Source organism: Salinimonas profundi, assembly GCF_014750655.1.
Taxonomy (GTDB): Bacteria; Pseudomonadota; Gammaproteobacteria; order Enterobacterales; family Alteromonadaceae; genus Alteromonas; species Alteromonas profundi_A.
Genome location: NZ_JABBXD010000002.1, coordinates 13,423 through 34,987, shown reverse-complemented (window position 1 = coordinate 34,987; position 21,565 = coordinate 13,423). Strand labels below are relative to the sequence as shown.

Genomic DNA, 21,565 nt, shown 5'->3' with positions numbered 1-21,565 from the left:
GAGACACGTAATGGGTAGAATCATTGGTATCGATTTAGGTACAACAAATTCATGTGTCGCAGTGTTAGACGGCGACAAACCACGCGTAATTGAAAACGCGGAAGGTGATCGCACCACGCCCTCGATCATTGCATACACCAATGACGGTGAAACATTGGTTGGTCAGTCTGCTAAGCGTCAGGCTGTAACTAACCCAGAAAACACGTTGTTTGCTATCAAGCGACTGATTGGTCGTCGCTTTGAAGATAAAGAAGTACAGCGTGACATTGATATTATGCCTTATCAAATCACTAAAGCAGATAACGGTGATGCCTGGGTAGCCGCAAAAGGTGAAAAAATGGCGCCACCTCAGGTGTCTGCTGAAGTGCTTAAAAAGATGAAGAAAACCGCAGAAGACTACCTGGGCGAAGAAGTAACCGCTGCAGTTATTACTGTACCGGCTTACTTCAACGACTCTCAGCGTCAGGCAACGAAAGATGCGGGTCGTATCGCCGGTCTTGAAGTTAAACGTATTATCAACGAGCCAACTGCCGCGGCGCTTGCTTACGGCATGGACAAGAAGAAAGGCGACAACGTTGTTGCAGTCTATGACCTTGGTGGCGGTACATTTGATATCTCTATCATCGAAATTGATGCGGTAGATGGCGAACACACTTTTGAAGTTCTGGCTACAAATGGTGATACCCACTTAGGTGGTGAAGATTTTGATAACCGTATCATCACGTATCTTGTTGATGAATTTAAACGCGAACAAGGCATTGATCTGCGTAAAGATCCATTGGCCATGCAGCGTTTGAAAGAAGCCGGTGAGAAGGCGAAGATCGAGCTGTCTTCAGCGCAGCAGACGGAAGTGAATCTACCGTACATTACTGCTGATGCATCAGGTCCTAAACACCTTGCTATCAAGATTACCCGCGCCAAACTTGAGTCGCTGGTAGAAGATATGGTTAAAAATTCGCTTGAGCCGGTCAAGAAGGCATTGGCTGATGCGGATCTGTCGGTAAGCGACATTGAAGACATTATCCTTGTTGGTGGTCAGACGCGTATGCCGTTAGTGCAAAAATATGTGTCTGAGTTCTTCGGCAAGGAGCCGCGCAAAGATGTTAACCCTGATGAAGCGGTTGCTGTTGGTGCAGCGATTCAGGGTGGTGTATTAGCCGGTGATGTGAAAGACGTATTGCTACTTGACGTAACACCGCTGTCTCTGGGTATCGAGACAATGGGCGGCGTGATGACCGTGTTGATTGAGAAAAACACGACGATTCCGACTAAGAAATCGCAAACTTTCTCTACAGCGGAAGATAATCAGTCTGCGGTAACCGTGCATGTCCTGCAGGGTGAGCGTAAACAGTCCAGCGGTAATAAATCTCTGGGTCAGTTTAACCTTGAAGGTATTCGTCCGGCAGCACGTGGCGTGCCGCAAATCGAAGTGACCTTTGATATTGATGCTGACGGTATTTTACACGTATCTGCTAAAGACAAAGATACCGGTAAAGAGCAGAAAATTACTATCAAGGCATCTTCAGGTCTGAGCGATGATGAAGTTGAAAAGATGGTCGCTGATGCAGAGGCCAATAAAGACGCGGATAAGAAGTTCGAGGAACTGATTCAGGCGCGTAACCAAGCTGACGGCATGATCCACGCCACGCGTAAGCAGCTTGACGAAGTGGGTGATGCACTATCTGAAGAAGATAAAGCACCTATTGAGCAGGCGATTACTGACCTGGAAGCTGCGGTGAAAGGCGAAGATAAAGAACAAATCGAAGCCAAAACGCAGGCATTGGTTGAAGCGTCTGGCAAGCTGATGGAAGCGGCGCAGGCACAGGGCGGCCAACCAGGTGCAGAAGGTGATGCTGATCAAGCGCAGCAGCAGGGTAAAACCGACGACGACGTCGTGGACGCTGAGTTTGAAGAAGTAAAAGACGACGATAAAAAGTAAGCTGTCGTCCGGCATTCCGGGTGGTTAGCCCGGAATTACGTCACAGTTCAGGCGCAGCAGGATAGTCTTGTTGCGCCTTTTGTTGTGTAAAGGCAATGAAATTGTACTGTGATAACCGATTGATAAAGTGTGTGATGATCTCAGGCACTTGAAGTAACGAAGTAGGAAAAGTAGCGATATGTCGAAACGTGACTACTACGAAGTGTTAGGCGTTGATAAAAGCGCCGGCGCACGCGATATCAAAAAAGCGTATAAAAAGCTGGCGATGAAATATCACCCTGATCGCACGCAGGGCGACAAAGCACTTGAAGATAAATTCAAAGAGATTCAGGAAGCTTACGAAATTCTGACTGATGATCAGAAGCGCGCAGCGTATGATCAGTACGGACACGCCGGCGTCGATCCTAATCGCGGTGGCGCGGGCTTCGGTGGCGGCGCTGACTTCGGCGATATTTTCGGCGACGTATTTGGCGACATCTTTGGTGGTGGCCGTGGGCGCCAGTCACGAGCACGTCAGGGTGCAGATCTGCGCTATAACCTCGAATTATCGTTAGAAGAAGCGGTTCGTGGTAAAGATGTAGAAATCAGAGTGCCGACGCTGGTCGAGTGTGAAGTCTGTCATGGGTCAGGCGCGAAAAAAGGTACGTCACCCACAACGTGTCCAACCTGTCACGGCAACGGTCAGGTGCAAATGCGTCAGGGCTTTTTCGCCGTTCAGCAAACCTGTCCAACGTGTTCGGGGCGCGGCAAAATTATCAGTGACCCGTGCAACAGCTGTCGTGGCCAGGGCCGTACAGAAAAGACCAAAACACTGTCGGTTAAGATTCCGGCGGGTGTGGATACCGGCGATCGTATTCGCTTAAATGGCGAAGGTGAAGCGGGTGAAGCCGGTGCACCAGCAGGCGATTTATATGTTCAGGTTCATGTCAGACAGCACGATATCTTTTCTCGTGATGGCAACAATCTGTATTGCGAAGTACCACTGAGCTTTACTACAGCAGCGCTGGGTGGAGAGCTTCAGGTGCCAACGCTTGACGGCAAAGTTAAGCTGAAAGTAAGTCCTGAAACGCAAACCGGCAGGATGTTCCGCTTGCGCGGTAAAGGCGTTAAGTCTGTGCGCAATGGAATGGTCGGCGATCTGATGTGTAAGGTTGTGGTCGAAACGCCGGTTAATCTGTCATCAAAGCAAAAAGATTTGCTGAAAGAACTCGATGAATCAATGGGCGGAGCAAAATCTAAGCACAGCCCCAAAGAGCAGGGATTCTTCGACGGGGTTAAAAAGTTTTTTGACGACCTGACTAACTAATCATTAAAAAGCCCTTCCACTACGAAGGGCTTTTTTTTGCCTTTTCGAAATAGGCCGGTCGGCGATGCCATGATTGCAAATAGGCCAGGGCCCATAGTGATCAGTTAAGCTGAATAGCAGGTTGGTACGTAGATAAGCCAATAATTGGAAAAAAGGATGAATACAATGAAGCGTGTATTGTTAATAAGTGCCGCTGTCGCAGGATTGACTATCGGCCTGCCCGTGCAAGCGGCTGATGTGACCAGGGCAATGTCAGAAAAACATGCCGAGGCGTATGTTGAATATCGACAGTCAGTATTCACTTTGCTTAAAAGTAACATTGCACCACTTGGCGGCATGGCAAAAGGCAAAATTGACTATGACGCGCAGGTAATGGAAACCAATGCGATGCGTATGGAACAGCTTGCGGCGATGTTATCTGATTACCTTCGGGTAGATACCAGTGACAGCGGTGTTGAATCATCAGCCAAAGCATCATTGTGGTCAAACTTTGATGATGTGGAAAGCAAGATTGCCGATCTTAAAAATGCAGCTGCAAACCTGCAGAGTGTGGCGAAGTCGGGCGACGAATCCGCGTATCGGGATGCCATTGGCAAGCTCGGTAGTACCTGCAAAGCATGTCACGACGATTATAAAATGGATTAGTTTGCCTGACGAAAAGGGTAGCGCAGACACCAAAATGTTTTTACAGGCATGCAGAAGCTGACGTTGTGTCAGAGTTTAGCACGCTTAAACCAGCCTATTTGAGGGGAGTTCTTTATGACGATTGAAGATGATCATGCACCCAGCGACAAAAGCATCGCAGGAATGGAAGGGTTGCAATCAGCCATTGCCAATGGGGAAGTCAACAGAGTAAAGCAGTTGCTGACTAATGAAATGCTCGATGAGCTTCAAAAAAGCTATCTGATTGACCTTGCCAAAACGGGCAACCATCAGGAAATCATTAAGCTACTTGAAGATACACCCACTCGCCCCTGATCCCACATCAAATCACAGTTGCGCCTGATTTTTTACAGGCGCCTACTGCCTGTGACACCCTCGATGCGCATCACCCCAGCACAGAAATTACTCCGTTTAAATTGGCATAATCTAATCTATAGACTACGTTTTGCTATGCATTAGATAATTAGGTTACGTCACGTTTTGGAGCTGTCGGGTAGACACGGCTCAGCGCAAAGGTGAGCGTACCAGTGGACATTGGATTGTGGCTAAAAGGAGATAAGCCTGTGAATAGCCAAGCGAGTAGGCAAATATTGACTAAGCCCGGCTACAGAGCACGTATCGCCACAGTAGTATCTGTTATTCGTGATTACAGAGATGTTACTGACGTACATGTTTATATTTGTGATGATGAAAATTTGTCACTTGTCTGTGATGACTGCGAAAGTGGCGAAGCAGAACCCGTAGTTCGTTCATACATCGAATGCGATGATGAGCAAAACGCAGATATCGATTACGTTGTAGCAGATAACACTACCTGGGCGCTATGCCCGTTACACTTCGCAACATGTACGCTGATTATTGTGTGTCGCCTGTCTGATAGTGCTTTATCTGACAACACGCAGCAGGTAATCCAGCTTTGTGTCGATAGTATTTACCAGTTCCACCGGACTTTTGATGTTCAGGGCGATAGTGCCCCAGCAAATTGCTGTAGTGTACTTGAAAATATAAGTGCCAAAACGCAAACCGGTGGCTGGGAGTTTCTGGTCGCAGACAACGCTATACTCTGGAGTGAACAGACTTACCGGCTGTTTGGTTTTCAGGGGAACAATGTTGTCGCGCTGCATCGCTCATTGTCGACCTTTCCCCATGCGTCCCGTCAGCAGATTGATGCATTAATACAGCAGGTATGTATACACCATACCACCAAGCAGTTGGAAGTCCCATATTTTACCGGTGCTGGCAAACAGCGGTGGGCAAAAATAACAGCCAGCCCGGGGCCGCTTGGCGTTAGCCATAGTGTCGTCGGGACGATCAGTGATATTACTGAGCAGCGGCGCTTGTCAGATACCCAGCACAACTTTACGACCTACTTCAGAACCATACTGGACAACCTCAATGATGCCATATTTACCGTGGACGATCAGGGTACTGTTATCACTGTCAATATGGCTGTAGAGCGCATATTCGGCCTTGCTGCAGAGCATTACATTGGTACAGATATCGCACACCTCGTGCCGGATCTGTTTGCAGCGAAAAGCACTATTGAGACATTGGTTGGCGCCGTGGGAATAAGTCAGGAGCATCAGCTTTATGGCGCCAGAAATAACGGTCAGCAGTTTCCTATCGAGTTGTCTGTCACGCCCATTTTTCAGGATGGCTATCAACAGTATGTCATTATTATCAGCGATATTACCGAGCGAAAAGAAGCGTCGGATACGATGTATCGGATGGCATTTTTCGATGATATTACCGGTCTGCCGAACCTGAAATCTTTTGAGCGGGATATTAAAGGTTTAATACGTCAGGCCAGAGAGCGTGATCAGGACCTGTACTGTCTGATGTTTGACGTTGATAAGTTCTCTCATTTCAATCTTACCTTTGGTAAAGACATTGGTGACTTCATCCTGAAAATTCTAGCTAAACGCATCGAAACCCATGTCCCGGCTTTATTTAACGCCTATCGCGGCGATGCAGACCGCTTTTTTCTGGTATTCAGCGCACCATTTGATGCCAGCGATACTGCAATTGAAGAGATGCGAAATGAAGCAGAGTGGAAGCTGCAACGGGATGTGCTCGCCGATATAACATTACATGACCATCTTCACCCCATCAGTGCTTCTGTGTCATCTGCGCTAATAGAAGGCAATCTGGCAACCTATGAAAAAATTGTCGGCATTCTCGAATTCGGCCGTAACCGTGCAAAGGGGCAAGGCCTGGCGGGCAAGGTTGCTTTTGACCGACGCGCATTTTCAGATTACGAGCGCCACAACTTTATCGGTAAAGCCTTTGCTCAGGCATTTGAGAACAACGAATTTTATCTGATGCTTCAACCTCAGTTTGACGAACATGGCAATGTGGTCTGCTCTGAAGCGCTATTACGATGGAATCAGCCGTCTCTGGGGCCGGTCAGTCCCGGCGAGTTTATTCCAATAGCCGAAGAAAGTGATGTTATTGTCGATATTGGGTATTGGGTACTGGAAGAAGCATGTCGCATTCTTGCGCATTGCCATCAGCAGGGCATAATCACCCGGATTGCGGTTAATATCAGTGGGCGCCACATCGCGCGTCCGGATTTTGCTGATAAACTCATGGAGATCGTTCAGCGCTGGCATATCCAGCCAGCACAATTACAGCTGGAAATCACCGAAACGACAGTGGTATCCGGTATCAGCATTGTTCGTGAGCGGATGGAGATGTTGGCTGTATTTGGTTTTCGCTTTTCGATTGATGACTTTGGCACGGGATACTCCAGTCTGAGTTATTTAAAAGAGCTTCCCATTAGTGAGCTGAAGATTGATCGATACTTTGTTGATGAGATCAATTTCTCGCAGGAGGAAGTGCCCATTGTGAATACCATTATTGATATGGCGGATGCAATGGGCGTAAGTACCGTAGCAGAGGGGATTGAAAATGATATTCAGCTGCGCTATTTAACTGAACGCGGATGCCAGGTGTTTCAGGGCTTCCATCTATCCAGACCGGTGGTTGAAGATGCATGGGTGACGCTACTCAACGGCCGCAAGGCGGGATAGGGTATACGCATATAAGGCTGAAGTCTTATCCCTGATGTTGAAAAAGTGTACTAGTGTAGAGAGAGTCGAACGGTTTTATCAGACTCTACAGCGTCTGCTTGCCTACACAGGACACTATCATGGATTATCAATCACAGTATAAACGCGCGATTTCTGACCCCAGAGGATTTTGGCAGGAGCAGGCCAGAAAACTTCCCTGGTATACGTTTCCCGAAACAATATTGTCTGACACAGCAGGTCGGGACGAATGGTTTGCTGATGGTCAGATGAATACCTGCTACATGGCGCTTGATCATCATGTGAAGCACGGCAGAGGCGATCAGCTTGCTCTCATTTACGACTCCCCGGTTACAGGCACAAAACAATCGTTTACTTATCAAGACTTACTTAATGAAGTCAGCCAGTTTGCCGGAGCATTGAAGCAAAAAGGCGTGGAAAAAGGTGACAGGGTTGTCATATACATGCCAATGATTCCCCAGGCGGCGATTGCCATGCTGGCCTGTGCTCGGCTTGGGGCTATTCATTCTGTGGTGTTTGGCGGTTTTGCGCCCCGCGAGCTGGCTGTCAGAATTGACGATGCTAAACCTGATGTGATTGTCACCGCGTCCTGTGGTATAGAGGTTGATCGTGTCATCGCGTATAAGCCGCTGGTGGATGAAGCAATCAGACTGGCCAGTCATTCGGTTAATCACTGCATTGTTTATCAGCGCGAACAAGTCTCCGCTACCCTGGACGCCACCCGGGACAGTGACTGGTGTGACGTGACGCAACATGCGCAGCCTGCTGCCTGCACGTCGGTGAATGCCACCGATCCGTTATATATCTTGTACACCTCCGGCACCACGGGTAAACCCAAGGGCGTGGTACGCGATAACGGCGGTCATGCCGTCGCGCTGAATTTTTCGTTAAGCGCAATCTACAATATTAAACCAGGGGATGTCTTCTGGGCGGCGTCAGATGTTGGCTGGGTGGTGGGCCACTCATACATTATTTACGGTCCTTTAATTTACGGGGCGACGACGATTATGTATGAAGGCAAACCAGTTAAGACACCAGATGCCGGTGCTTTCTGGCGAGTGATAGAAGAGTATAAGGTGAATGTGATTTTTGCCGCGCCAACGGCCTTCAGAGCCATTCGAAAGGAAGATCCCGACGGTAAGAAAATTAACGCGCAGGCACTGTCCAGTCTGCGAGCTGTTTACATGGCTGGCGAGCGACTCGATCCCGCTACCTATGACTGGACCCGCGAGCACACGGGCAAACCGGTGATAGACCATTGGTGGCAAACAGAAACCGGCTGGCCGATTTGTGCCAACCCAGTGGGCATCGAGGCATTTAACACAAAACCCGGTTCCTCGACGCTGCCGGTACCTGGCTTCAATGTTCAGGTGCTGGATGAATCAGGCAATACGCTGCCCGCAGGTGAACAGGGGGCCATTGCCATCAGGCTGCCCTTACCACCAGGGTGTCTGCCAACCATTTGGCAGGATGATGAACGGTTTAAGGCCAGCTATTTGTCACGTTACGATGGCTATTATTGTTCTGGTGACGGAGGCTATAAAGATAATGACGGTTATGTTTTTATTATGGGCAGAACCGATGATGTCATAAATGTAGCAGGTCACCGACTCTCCACCGGCGAAATGGAAGAAGTACTGGCTGCACATCCCGCGGTGGCTGAATGCACGGTTATTGGCGTGGCTGATAGTATGAAAGGGCAGGTCCCGCTGGGGATGGTATTGCTAAAAGACGGTGCTGCTATCGATGAGGCCACACTGGAGGCTGAACTTATTGCCATGGTACGCGATGCTATCGGACCAGTTGCCAGCTTTAAACAGGCGATCGTTGTTCCGCGCCTGCCTAAGACACGGTCAGGAAAAATATTGCGAAAAGTATTAAGACAAATGGTATCCAATGAACCGCTCAATGTGCCTTCTACCATTGATGATCCCCAGGCCATTGACGATGTAAAACAATGCATGCGTAAAAAAGGCGTGATCAGTTAATATCAGGGACGCCGTGTCCAAGCATAGCGCTTTTAATAATACACCTCTTCGGTAACCGGTGCCGGTGGTGCAATGACCACAAGATAGTAAATTAAAATAGCGGTTACCACTACCAGGAAGGCTGCGAGCCAGAGTTTTGATGAACGGATTGCGGGCTTCTTGGTAGACTTTTTTCCATGCAGCATAGCGCTCGTGAGCGGCTGTTTTTTAAATATTGCGTAAAAAATCACAGCGGTAATATGCAGTGCAATAATTGCCAGCAGCCAGTTAAATCCTGTTCGGTGTAGTGTGTTCATCCAATTCTGGACTGACTGACTGGCACTGGCATACCACGGCCCTTCCATAAATATGTCGTCTGTCATAAACAGCCCGCTTACCGCTTGGGTAATTAGCATTGTCAGCATCAGTACCACTACATAACCACCAAGGGGATTATGACCGGTATAGGCCACACTATGACGAGAAAACAGGGTTTTATTGTAATTGAGGACAGTGGCAGGGGAGGTCAGAAAGTGGGTAAAGCGCGCGTAGGTTGGCCCGACCAGGCCCCATAGGAGACGAAATACCAGCAGGCCAAGAGTAAAGTAACCGCAGTAAAAGTGCCACTGCATGGCGTTTTCTATCCAGGTTGCAGTCAGATACTGCACAATCAGGCTGGCCACAAGCAGCCAGTGAAAGAGTCGGGTAGGCAGGTCCCAGACGAGGCGGCGTTCCATCGGTTTCTCCATCATTCAGGCATTATCTGTCTGCGCAAGCGCCTTATAAGGTAAAAGCAGCATATCGTATGAACGCGTAATATACACGCAGATGAGTTGCAAGCGTAATTTCATCAGGCAAAATGCTGGGTAACGATGAGTATGGGAATAAAAGTATGAAGGTAGGTATCTTTGGCGCAAATGGTCGTATGGGCCGTGTGCTTATTGAAGCTGTACAAAACGATGAGCGCGCAAAACTGGCTGCCGCCACAGTCAGAGAAGATTCACCCTGGGTGGGCATGAACGTAGGTGAGTTGGCTGGTGTTGGCAAGTTGTCTGTAGATTGTTGCGCGGTCAACACGCTCAGACCATCAGACATTGATGTGATGATCGACTTTACGCTTCCGGCCGCCCTGACACACAATCTGGAATGGTGCAAAGCAAACCAGAAGCCTGTTGTTATTGGCACAACCGGATTATCCGATGAACAAATGTCAGTTTTACGGGATGCCGCCAAACACATACCCGTGGTTTTCGCAGCGAATTACAGTGTGGGTATCAATGTGATGCTTGCGCTGGTCAGGCAGGCCGCCAATGCGCTAGGAAGCACCGCGGATATTGAAATTACTGAAGCGCATCACCGTTTTAAAAAAGATGCCCCGTCCGGCACCGCCATGGCCATTGGTGAAGCGATTGCAGATGAGTTAGACAGAGATTTATCACAATGTGCCGTATATGGCAGAGAAGGCCATGAGCCCGAGCGGGAACACGAAACGATTGGCTTTGCTACTGTCCGCGGTGGCGATATTGTGGGTGAGCATACGGCGATGTTTGCAGATATTGGCGAGCGTTTGGAGATTACGCACAAGGCATCCAGTCGTCTGACCTTTGCCAACGGCGCTGTCAGAGCAGCAAAGTGGCTCACCACGCAGTCAGCGGGCCTGTATTCGATGAAAGATGTACTGGCATTAGCAGATTAATAAAGGTTGACGTTCATAAGGCGGTGCGCAGACGAATCAGTCATAACCCGGTTCCTGATGATTGGTTAGCAGGCGACTGGCGCACGTATCGGCAGAAAGGTGCGGTTATGAGGGCATCTGTATGCGATGAGAATACAACACCTTACACGACTGAGGTTTGCTGTCTGTCACATGACTTTCGGCTGCTTTTTCGACAGAAAGCCACCACGTGACCGGGCGGAGGAAACAGGATTATCTTTACCGGATTTCCCACTAAAGTGGATGTTTCACGGTGTTTCATGATTTTTCGCGTCTAAATGGGTATTTTTATAAGTTTTCTCAAATCGCCGTAGACCTGTTTTAAATACTGCTGTATACTTATTGGAATTTGCCAAGATTTTGCGCTGACGGTTGCTCAGTGCAGGTTTATTAGCTGCAAAGACTGCAAACGGGATGTTGATGATGATGCTCACCTCCCGTTTTTTGTGTGTTTTAACAATGTTTGTTGGAACTCTCGGTTATCCTTAATTTGGAGGTTGACTTGGCTAATTCTGCCCTATTGGTGTTAGAGGATGGGTCTGTTTTTAAAGGTACGGCGATAGGTGCTAAAGGCACGGCCGTCGGGGAAGTCGTTTTTAATACTTCCATGACAGGTTATCAAGAAATCCTCACTGACCCCTCTTACGCTGAACAAATCATCACCCTGACTTATCCCCACATCGGTAATACCGGTACCAACCCTGAAGACGTCGAAGCTGATAAAATCTGGTCCAAAGGCCTGGTTATTCGCGATCTACCATTGGTTGCCAGCAATTTCAGACAAACCCAGACGCTGTCAGAATACCTGACTGAAAAAGGAGTTGTAGGTATTGCTGATATCGATACGCGCAGACTCACTCGGTTGTTGCGGGATAAAGGTGCGCAAAATGGTTGTATTGTGTGCACTGATGAACTGGATGAACAGGATGCGTTAGAACAGGCCCGAAACTATCCGGGTCTTAAAGGCATGGATTTAGCCAAAGAAGTGTGTATTAAAGCTCCCAGAGAGTGGGATGACGGCTCATGGCAATTAGGTCAGGGTTATGTCAAAGGTTCAGAGCTTAAGTTTCATGTTGTGGCTTATGACTACGGTGTTAAGCACAATATTCTGCGTATGCTGGTGGACCGGGGCTGTAAAATTACCCTGGTACCCGCTCAGACGCCAGCTTCTGAGGTGATGGCAATGAATCCGGATGGCGTATTCTTGTCTAACGGCCCGGGCGATCCGGCACCCTGCGATTATGCCATTGAGGCAATTCGCACGATAGTTGATGCAGGTATCCCTACATTTGGAATTTGTCTTGGGCATCAGCTTCTGGCGCTTGCCAGCGGTGCGACCACAGTGAAAATGAAGTTTGGTCACCATGGTGCTAACCACCCGGTCAAAGATCTGAAACGTAATGTGGTCATGATCACCAGCCAAAACCATGGTTTTGCGGTTGATGAGACGAATCTGCCGGATAACCTTGAAGTCACACATATTTCTTTGTTCGATCAGTCTTTGCAGGGGATTCACCGCAAAGATAAGCCGGCATTCAGTTTTCAGGGGCATCCTGAAGCCAGCCCGGGTCCGCAGGAAGCCAGCGCGCTTTTTGATCACTTCATTGAACTTATCGAACAATCAAAGCAGTAGGACACGCCCACTATGCCAAAACGTACCGACCTTAAAAGTATATTGATACTGGGAGCCGGGCCTATTGTAATTGGCCAGGCCTGTGAATTTGATTACTCAGGCGCGCAAGCCTGTAAAGCACTGCGTGAAGAAGGGTATCGGGTTATTCTGGTGAACTCGAATCCTGCCACCATCATGACTGATCCGGAAATGGCTGATGCTACCTATATCGAGCCGATTCACTGGGAAGTGGTGCGCAAAATCATCGAAAAAGAACGTCCTGATGCCGTATTGCCCACAATGGGTGGCCAGACCGCATTGAACTGCGCCCTGGAGCTTGATCGCAAGGGGGTATTAGAGGAGTTTGATGTTGAGCTTATTGGTGCTACCGCTGATGCCATTGATAAAGCAGAGGACCGAGACCGCTTTGATAAGGCAATGCGAAACATCGGACTTGAATGCCCTCGCGCTGAGATTGCACACAGCATGGAAGAAGCGCACGATGTGCTTACCCGCATCGGATTTCCCTGCATTATCAGACCGTCTTTTACCATGGGTGGCTCAGGTGGTGGTATTGCTTATAATATCGATGAGTTCAATGAAATCTGTCACCGCGGTTTGGACCTCTCACCAATCAATGAACTACTGATAGATGAATCGCTGATTGGCTGGAAAGAATATGAAATGGAAGTGGTGCGGGACAAAAATGATAACTGCATCATTGTCTGTACCATTGAAAACTTCGATGCTATGGGCGTACACACTGGCGACTCAATTACCGTTGCACCTGCACAAACGCTGACAGACAAAGAATTTCAGATTATGCGTAATGCAGCAATGGCTGTGTTGCGTGAAATTGGTGTTGAAACCGGCGGCTCTAACGTTCAGTTTGGTGTGGACCCTGAAACCGGGCGAATGGTTATCATTGAAATGAACCCGCGTGTTTCGCGCTCTTCGGCGCTGGCGTCCAAAGCGACCGGCTTTCCGATCGCCAAGGTAGCAGCGAAACTGGCAGTGGGTTATTCCCTTGATGAGTTGGACAATGACATCACCGGTGGTCTGACGCCGGCATCGTTTGAACCGTCCATCGATTATGTGGTTACCAAAATTCCACGCTTTAACTTTGAAAAATTTGCCGGGGCGAACGATCGCCTGACCACGCAGATGAAGTCGGTGGGTGAAGTCATGGCAATTGGCCGCAATCAGCAGGAGTCTTTGCAAAAAGCATTGCGCGGGTTGGAAGTCGGTGCCACGGGCCTCAACCCCATGATTAATCTGGATGATGCGGATGCGCGTAGTAAGCTGATTTATGAACTCAGAGAGCCTGGTGCAGAGCGGATCTGGTATATCGCTGACGCGTTTCGTTTAGGCATGACAGTGGATGAAGTCTTCGAGCTGACCAATGTTGACCGCTGGTATCTGGTACAACTGGAAGATCTGGTCCTGTTAGAGAACCAGGTAACCGAACTGGGTATTAGTAATATCGATGCACAGATGATGCGCACGTTGAAGCGTAAAGGCTTCTCAGATGCGCGACTTGCTGAGCTGACTAACGTTGCTGAAAGTGACGTGCGTGATGTACGCCGTGGGTTCGATATCTTCCCGGTGTACAAGCGCGTGGACACGTGCGCGGCGGAATTTTCCACCAGTACAGCCTATCTGTACTCGACGTATGACGAAGAGTGTGAGGCCAACCCCACTGACAACGATAAAATCATGGTGTTGGGTGGCGGGCCAAACCGTATCGGTCAGGGTATCGAATTTGATTATTGTTGCGTGCATGCTGCATTGGCACTGCGTGAGGACGGTTATGAGACCATTATGGTCAACTGTAACCCGGAAACGGTTTCAACGGATTATGATACATCAGACCGGTTGTACTTTGAGCCGGTGACACTGGAAGATGTACTTGAAATCGTGGCAAAGGAAAAGCCTAAAGGTGTGATTGTACAGTACGGCGGACAAACGCCACTTAAGCTGGCCCGTGCACTGGAGGCTAATGGTGTGCCTATCATTGGTACCGCTCCGGATGCAATTGATCGCGCTGAAGATCGTGAGCGTTTCCAGCACATGGTCAATAAGTTAAGTCTGAAGCAACCTGCCAATGCAACTGTCAGTAATATGCAGGAAGCGCTTGAGCGGGCTGACGAGATTGGTTTTCCGCTGGTCGTTCGTCCATCTTACGTACTTGGTGGCCGCGCAATGGAAATCGTGTATGACATGAAAGACCTGAAACGCTATCTGAATGAGGCGGTGAAGGTGTCTAACGATTCGCCGGTATTGCTGGACCGTTTTCTGGACGACGCTATTGAAGTCGATATCGATGCGATGTGTGATGGCACCGATGTGGTCATCGGCGGCATCATGGAACACATTGAGCAAGCGGGGGTTCACTCTGGTGATTCAGCCTGTTCACTGCCGCCACATTCTTTGCCTAAAGACATTCAGGATGTGATGCGTCAGCAGGTTAAAGATATGGCACTTGAGCTGGGCGTGGTTGGTCTGATGAATACCCAGTTCGCGGTGAAGGATGGCGAAGTTTATCTGATTGAAGTCAACCCGCGTGCTGCGCGAACGGTACCGTTTGTATCAAAAGCAACGGGTATCCCGTTAGCCAAAGTGGCTGCGCGGGCAATGGCGGGCGTCAGCCTGGCAGAGCAGGGTGTGACTGAGGAAGTCATCCCACCGTTTTACGCGGTAAAAGAAGTGGTTCTTCCATTTGCGAAGTTCCAGGGTGTTGATCCGCTGCTTGGTCCTGAAATGCGCTCTACCGGCGAGGTCATGGGCGTTGGTGAAACGTTTGAAGAGGCCTATGCCAAAGCCAATCTGGGCGCTGGTGCACCATTGCCTAAAGAAGGTAAGGTGCTGCTTTCAGTCAGAGACACCGATAAAGCCCGTGTTATTGAGCTGGCAAAACTTTTGACGGAAAATGGCTTTGAGATCGAGTGTACCCGCGGTACGGCAACTCAGTTATATGATGCTGGCATCATGAGCTCGGTTGTTAATAAAGTATCTGAAGGGCGGCCAAATATTGTTGATTCCATCAAAAACGGGGTATATGACTACATCATTAATACCACCGAAGGACGTCAGGCAATCACCGACTCTGTCTATATCCGCCGCGAAGCACTGCTTAATAAAATCACCTATACAACGACCATGAACGCTGCGTTTGCAACGGTTCAGGCTAAGTCGGCAGATGATCGCGATCGTGCTACTTCCGTACAGGAATTACACGCGCGAATTAAACGTTGATGACAAAAAACAGGATACGAGGTATCCTGTTTTACATTAATAACGAAAACTGTGCGCCTTAATGGCGCACTTTTTTTGATCATGACAATCCAAAAAACACAGGTGAGACAATACCATGGCTCAGTATCCAATGACTGCTCACGGTGCAGAGCTTCTGCGCAACGAGCTTAACGAACTGAAAACTGTAACGCGCCCCCGCATTATCGAATCCATCGCCGAAGCGCGCGAGCATGGCGATTTGAAGGAAAACGCTGAGTATCATGCGGCGCGCGAGCAACAAAGCTTTTGCGAAGGCCGTATTCAGGATATCGAGGGTAAGCTTTCCAACGCGCAAATTATCGATGTGACCAAAATGGAAAACACCGGCAAGGTTATTTTTGGCACAACGGTGACCATCATGAACCTTGAAACCGATAAAGAAACCCGCTATCGCATTGTGGGTGACGACGAGGCGGATATCAAAAACAATCTGATCTCGGTTAACTCGCCCATCGCGCGGGGCCTGATTGGCAAAGAGGTAGATGATGTGGTGAACATCGAAACGCCCTCTGGTACCGTTGAGTTTGAAATTACTGAAGTAGAATATATTTAAGCAAAGGGAGCCGAGGCTCCCTTTTTGTTTGTAACAGGAATGGTTTTTTTAAGGACAAAAAACAGTGAAACGCTTTCTCACCATAACAAATATCTGCGCACTGGTTTTCCTGGTTTCCGGCTGCGCCGGTTTAGTCGCTGATGAGATTGAAAATGCAAAGTTGAAACCTGTTTTCAGTAAGGGAAGTGTTGACGAGTTATATAAAATAATAAATGTCTCCACGAGGGATTATTGCAGCAGTACCACGTCATTTTGCACGCAATATTTGTACAGTGCGGCTTCTCCTGCTCAACCAACCGATACCAATACTGCATCCACGTCCGAATACGGTCTGAAATTAACATCGAGCGTGGATTCAGGCTCAAAAGTGGTAGAAAAAGTGCTGCTGTTAGACGAGCAGCTGGAGAATCAATATCAAGGTACGGTGCTCCTGCTTCATGGTCATGGCGGGGATAAGAATATCTGGGCATTTACCATAAGCTACTTCCATTATCTGGGGTTTGATGTGGTCGCGCCGGATTTGCCCGGTCATGGCGAGGCAAACTCGCAACGAAGCTATGGAGTTGCCGACGGCCGGGAAATGGCTGATTTTATCAGTACCGAATTAAAAGACGCACCACGTCCGCTTATTGTTGTTGGTCACTCAATGGGCGCACTGGCGGCGGTCAATGCCGCGCGCGAAAGCCAGGCGGCAGACGGATTAGTATTGCTGGCGCCGATGCAGCGTTTTGATAAAGCGTCGCTGGGTGTGGCGCAAACGTTCAGCCCCTGGCTGAATATGCTGGTACCGGACAGTTCAATAGAAGCGGGCGCTGAACTGGCCCTTACCCGCGGTGGGGTGACGATGGCGCAAACTGATATGCTACCGGCGATACCACTTTTGGGTGTACCCACACTGGTATATGGCGCGCAGACTGATCCGGTCAGTAATATCAGTAATGAAGGTGGATGGCAGTACCCTCATGTGCAGCGCTATGTGAATGACGAGGAGTCGCATGTTTCCCCGATTATGGTGGGGCAGAAAGAGCATGAAATGTTCGTTGACTGGTTTGAAAATATCCCGGGTATCATAAGTATGACAAAACAGGAATCCGTGAGTGAGTGATAAAGACAAAACAGAGATAAAAACACTGCGCTCTAAAACGGTTTATCAAAACCGGTGGATGACCGTCAGAGAAGATGAGATTGAACGTCCCAGCGGCGCGAAGGGCTTGTACAGTGTGGTAGAAAAGCCGCATTTTGCCATTATTATTCCTGTACACAATCATCAGGTTTATATGGTTGAGCAATATCGGTATCCAGTCGGCGAGCGCCAGCTTGAATTTCCACAGGGTACCTGGGATGACGCGCCGGGTGTTGATCCGCTGACACTCGCTGCTGGTGAGCTAAAGGAAGAAACAGGTCTGACAGCGGGCACTATGGAGCATGTGGGGTTTCAGTATCTGGCTTATGGTATGTGCAATCAGGGATACCATATTTATCTGGCACGCGAGCTTACCGCCGGTGAGCAGCAGCTGGATCCGGAAGAAGAGGGCCTTACGGTTCACCAGTTATCGCTGGATGAGCTGGACGAAAAAATTATCAGCGGGCAAATTAAAGATGCCTCAACCTGCAATGCCCTGGGGCTGGCTCGTTTAAAAGGATACCTATGACTGAATTTGAACCGGCAGGTTTTATGCGTCGATTTTTAGCCGTTCTGGTCGACACAGTGATGTTTTTCTTGTTTATCACTGTCCCGGTCACCCTGACGATGGGCTCAGTACTGATTGCCAGCAGTGGTGAAGTTAACTGGCTGAACGTGACACTGGGCTATATTCTTCCGTTTGTGCTTACTATCTGGTTCTGGCAGAAGTACCTTGGGACGCCAGGAAAAATGTTACTTGGGATTCAGGTGGTTGACTTTAACACTGGCGCAAAACCATCAGTTACCAAATCGGTGGTTCGCTACTTTGCTTATATCATATCAATCGTGCCGCTGTTTCTGGGGTTTATATGGATTATTTTTGATAAAAACAAACGGGGTTTTCACGATTACCTGTCAGGCACGGCGGTGATCCGCAACATGCCTGAGTACGTGCGTAAATAATCTATCTCAGATCCGAAAGCCTTTTACTGATCGCGATCTTTTGAGGTTTTTTAGCTTCAGGCAGAATCCGCTCCATGTCGATGTTAAGTAAACCGTGCTCTAAATCCGCACCTAATACTTTGACATTGTCTCCCAGCTGAAATTTTCGCTCAAAGCCGCGGTCGGAAATGCCTTTATGCAGAAATGTTCGCTCTGGCGCACCCGTCTCGCGGGGCTCTTTTTTTCCGGAAATGGTCAGCGTGTTCTCAAGCATCTCAATATTTATTTCTTCCTGTCTGAAGCCTGCGACCGCCATAGTAATACGGTATTTGGTCTCGCTGAGAATTTCTACGTTATACGGTGGATAACCACTTTGTTTTTCAGATTGCGTGGCAGCATCAATAAGGCTGGCCAGATGGTCACTGCCGATAAACGAGCGGTATAAGGGCGTTAAATCTATAGAGCGCATAGGGCATATCCTTCTTCAAGCAATATGTAATAGTCTGACCTCTTGGACGGAGCATCAGATAGCTGTTCAGTTTCAACCGGTGTTGAAAAATCGTTGTTAGTTTACACGTTTGTCCACAGATAAAAACGTGACACCGTTATCCACATTAAATAATAGCCAGCCCACGTACAAGTGTGATCTCGCCAATGACAAAAATTGTAAATATGAACAGTATTTTTTTATGGCCCAACTATAACTATATGAAAGTAGGCCAGGTATTACGGAATAGTTGAATGTCTGATAAGAGTGGCGAGATAACGTTTAATTTTGAAAATTGTGAAGATGAACCTATTCATATTCCGGAAGCTATTCAAAGTTATGGTTTTTTGATTGCCTTCGAAGATGATGACCTGACGATAAGTGTTGTCAGCGAAAATACACAGCAAATCTTCAAAGAATCTATTCTGGACAAACACTTCATCGATATCCTTTGTCCCAAAACCGATACGAAAGCGTTTTTAAAAGATACTTTCGAACGGGTGTCAGCGAATAAAATCCGCCTGCCAATCAAAATTGAGCTTGATGAAGCATTACTGCAACCCGATACCGATAACGATTATCTTGCTGTGGTTTACAATGCAAACGGCAAGTACGTTGTCGAATTAGAGCCGGCGACCGAATTCAGAGATGCCTATAGCGCAGAACAATTTATCAAGCTGTATGCCATGTCGGTGGCACCACGTTTTAAAGAGATGAATTCGTTAAGCGAGATGGCGCAGGAAATGGTGTCAACCATCCGGTATTTAACAAATATGGATAGGGTGGTTCTATACAAATTCCATGATGACTATTCTGGAAAGGTGATTGCTGAAGCAAAGGCAGACGATATGGATTCTTATAAGAATCTTTATTTTCCTGCCAGCGATATACCCAGTCAGGCGCGCGAGCTGTACACGCAAAACTGGGTTAGATTGACCCCTGATACAGAATTACCGGCCGCAGCGCTGATCCCATCCATTGAACAATCAAATCGCGAACCCCTTGATCTTACCCGCTCGCTATTACGGCGTTTTTCCCCTATTCACTTGCAGTACATCAGGAATCAGGGGTTGAGAGCATCTTTTTCAATCTCACTGGTCACTGAGGGCGAGCTTTATGGATTGATTTCCTGTCATCATCGCGACGCAAAATATATCCCTCAGGATGTTCGGCTTCAGTGTGAAAACTTAAGTCAGTTATTCAGCTGGCACTTACGGGCCAAAGAGGAAGAAATTGCGCGTAAGAAAAAACAGCAAATCGATAAAGCTGTCGATGGCATGCTGGATAAAATCGGCCCCTCTAATCCCATCGGCCGGGTTGTGAAAAGCGGCGAGAAAGCCTTTTTGGAGGCGATGAATAGCTGCGGATTTATTTACTTCTCACAATACGAAACCATTGTTTTAGGTGACACCCTGCCAGTAGATTTAATTAAATCTATATTTAGCAGCGCCCGGAACACGACCGGATTTCCTTATGAAAATGACGCGCTGTATGAAGAGTGGCCAGAAGCTGAGCATTACAATATTGCCGGCATTCTGATTATTCCATTATTTGAAAAAAAGCAGTATTTCACGGCCTGGTTCAGAAAAGAGGAACATCGTGTACAAAAATGGATAGGCTCTGAAGGTGAAAAATCCGAGGCTGCATCAAAAGAAGAGCGGTTAAAGCCACGCACCACTTTTCAGGTTAATGAGAGAACGATCACGGGGCGCTCAACTGAATTTGATAAGGCAGATATTGATACTGCAAATCGCCTGAACCGCATGTTTCTGGTTTACGCACTGGAGGTGCAGGAGCGCATGCATATCAGTATTGAAGAGCTGGAAAAGCAGGATCAGTATCGCAATGAGTTTCTAGCAACACTGGCGCATGAGCTTCGCAATCCGCTTGGGCCTATTATGTCAGGCGCCAGTATTTTAGAGACGGCCTCAGATGAAGCTACCCGGGCGCGAGTGACTTCTATCATCAATCGTCAGGCTGAGTATATGTCTAAGTTGATTAACGACTTAATGGATGTGTCGCGGATCACACGAGGCAAAGTGAAACTGGAGTTTGAGAAGGTCAACATTCAGGACGTTATTTCCGATTCACTGGAAATTGTTGACCAGCACATCAAGGCCAAAAATCATGAACTGGATCTTCACTATCTTCAGGATGGCGTCACTGTATTTGGTGACAAAGCCCGGTTGAGTCAGATTTTTTCAAATATCATTCACAATGCGGCCAAGTATACTGAAGACAAAGGCGAAATTTCTATAAACGTTCGCGAAGAAGGTCCAATGGTCGTGGTGGCTGTTGAAGATAACGGTATGGGCATTCCCGAAGACCGGCTCAAAGATGTCTTTAACATGTTCACGCAAATTGATGCGCATTCTACCCACACCAAAGGTGGACTGGGTATCGGCCTTACGCTAGTGCATAAGCTGGTAACATTACATCACGGCGATATTTCAGTATTCAGTGAAGGGCAGGGCAAAGGCAGCACTTTCGAGGTGCGTTTACCGATTTCAAAACAGGCCTTTGAAGAGTCGGATACAGAATCTACGCCAGTGTCATCCACTCGCCAACAAAAGATAATGTTTGTCGATGATAATGCCGATCTTGTCGATACATACTGCTTACTGTCTGAGGCAATGGGGCTTGAAGCGTCAGGTATCACCTCGCCCAAAGAGGCCGAAGAAGCGTTTAAGCGCTTTAAACCTGACTTTGTTTTTCTTGATATTGGCATGCCTGACATCGATGGCTATGAGTTATGCCGAATCCTTAAAAAACTACCCGAGGCACAGAATGTCAGGTTCTTCTCGCAAAGCGGGTGGGGCACAGAAAAATATATCGAGGAGTCGAAGGAAGCCGGGTTTGAGCAGCATTTTGTGAAACCGTTATCCACCGACACAATTCGCTCAGTTCTCAAGTAA

16 protein-coding genes are annotated in these 21,565 nt (G+C 48.1%); 14 read left to right on the top strand and 2 right to left on the bottom strand.

The features are described from left to right. Positions 1–10 precede the first annotated feature (10 nt). The 6 genes from dnaK to HHX48_RS04565 all read left to right on the top strand — a co-directional run bounded on the left by dnaK (position 11) and on the right by HHX48_RS04565 (position 8,946). Positions 11–1,939 carry a molecular chaperone DnaK gene (dnaK, locus tag HHX48_RS04590; protein WP_191022691.1) on the top strand — a complete coding sequence of 643 codons (1,929 nt, stop codon included), beginning with the start codon at positions 11–13 and terminating at the stop codon, positions 1,937–1,939. 178 nt (positions 1,940–2,117) lie between these two features. Next, positions 2,118–3,245 carry a molecular chaperone DnaJ gene (dnaJ, locus tag HHX48_RS04585; RefSeq protein ID WP_191022689.1) on the top strand — a complete coding sequence of 376 codons (1,128 nt, stop codon included), beginning with the start codon at positions 2,118–2,120 and terminating at the stop codon, positions 3,243–3,245. 165 nt (positions 3,246–3,410) lie between these two features. After that, entirely contained in the window at positions 3,411–3,890 is a 480-nt protein-coding gene (locus HHX48_RS04580) for a c-type cytochrome (RefSeq protein ID WP_191022687.1), read from the top strand. Positions 3,891–4,004: 114 nt separating this feature from the next. Then, positions 4,005–4,223 (top strand): hypothetical protein, encoded by a 219-nt coding sequence (locus tag HHX48_RS04575; protein WP_191022685.1) that lies wholly within the window; start codon positions 4,005–4,007, stop codon positions 4,221–4,223. Positions 4,224–4,471: 248 nt separating this feature from the next. Further along, positions 4,472–6,940 (top strand): putative bifunctional diguanylate cyclase/phosphodiesterase, encoded by a 2,469-nt coding sequence (locus HHX48_RS04570; protein ID WP_191022683.1) that lies wholly within the window; start codon positions 4,472–4,474, stop codon positions 6,938–6,940. A 119-nt stretch (positions 6,941–7,059) separates the two neighbouring features. Then, positions 7,060–8,946, top strand: a complete 1,887-nt coding sequence (locus tag HHX48_RS04565) for a propionyl-CoA synthetase (RefSeq protein ID WP_191022681.1) — start codon at positions 7,060–7,062, stop codon at positions 8,944–8,946. A 32-nt stretch (positions 8,947–8,978) separates the two neighbouring features. On the opposite strand, the gene HHX48_RS04560 is transcribed toward HHX48_RS04565, so the two are convergent. After that, positions 8,979–9,662 carry a cytochrome b/b6 domain-containing protein gene (locus tag HHX48_RS04560; protein ID WP_191022679.1) on the bottom strand — a complete coding sequence of 228 codons (684 nt, stop codon included), beginning with the start codon at positions 9,660–9,662 and terminating at the stop codon, positions 8,979–8,981. Between the two features lie 155 nt (positions 9,663–9,817). Between HHX48_RS04560 and dapB the strand changes: the two genes are divergently transcribed. From dapB to HHX48_RS04525, 7 genes are all read left to right on the top strand, one after another. Further along, positions 9,818–10,621 (top strand): 4-hydroxy-tetrahydrodipicolinate reductase, encoded by an 804-nt coding sequence (gene dapB / locus HHX48_RS04555; protein WP_191022677.1) that lies wholly within the window; start codon positions 9,818–9,820, stop codon positions 10,619–10,621. Positions 10,622–11,141: 520 nt separating this feature from the next. Beyond that, positions 11,142–12,272, top strand: coding sequence for a glutamine-hydrolyzing carbamoyl-phosphate synthase small subunit (carA, locus tag HHX48_RS04550; RefSeq protein WP_191022675.1), 1,131 nt, complete (start codon positions 11,142–11,144; stop codon positions 12,270–12,272). 12 nt (positions 12,273–12,284) lie between these two features. Beyond that, a complete protein-coding gene (gene carB, locus HHX48_RS04545; RefSeq protein ID WP_191022673.1) occupies positions 12,285–15,506 on the top strand; it encodes a carbamoyl-phosphate synthase large subunit in 3,222 nt (1,073 codons plus the stop codon). A gap of 115 nt (positions 15,507–15,621) precedes the next feature. Next, positions 15,622–16,098, top strand: coding sequence for a transcription elongation factor GreA (greA, locus tag HHX48_RS04540; RefSeq protein ID WP_139756695.1), 477 nt, complete (start codon positions 15,622–15,624; stop codon positions 16,096–16,098). 64 nt (positions 16,099–16,162) lie between these two features. Then, positions 16,163–17,203, top strand: a complete 1,041-nt coding sequence (locus tag HHX48_RS04535; protein WP_191022671.1) for an alpha/beta hydrolase — start codon at positions 16,163–16,165, stop codon at positions 17,201–17,203. 58 nt (positions 17,204–17,261) lie between these two features. After that, the gene (locus HHX48_RS04530) at positions 17,262–17,750 is read left to right on the top strand and encodes an NUDIX domain-containing protein (protein WP_191023653.1); all 489 of its coding nucleotides are present in this window, start codon (positions 17,262–17,264) and stop codon (positions 17,748–17,750) included. Then, on the top strand, positions 17,747–18,184 hold the full coding sequence (locus HHX48_RS04525; protein ID WP_191022669.1) for an RDD family protein: 438 nt from the start codon (positions 17,747–17,749) through the stop codon (positions 18,182–18,184). The genes HHX48_RS04530 and HHX48_RS04525 overlap by 4 nt, the downstream gene beginning before the upstream one ends. A 1-nt stretch (position 18,185) precedes the next feature. Here HHX48_RS04525 and HHX48_RS04520 read toward each other — a convergent pair whose 3' ends face one another. After that, a complete protein-coding gene (locus tag HHX48_RS04520) occupies positions 18,186–18,632 on the bottom strand; it encodes an Hsp20 family protein (RefSeq protein WP_191022667.1) in 447 nt (148 codons plus the stop codon). A 272-nt stretch (positions 18,633–18,904) separates the two neighbouring features. On the opposite strand from HHX48_RS04520, the gene HHX48_RS04515 reads away from it, so the two are divergent. Continuing rightward, complete coding sequence (locus HHX48_RS04515) at positions 18,905–21,565, top strand: ATP-binding protein (RefSeq protein WP_191022665.1); 2,661 nt, start codon at positions 18,905–18,907, stop codon at positions 21,563–21,565.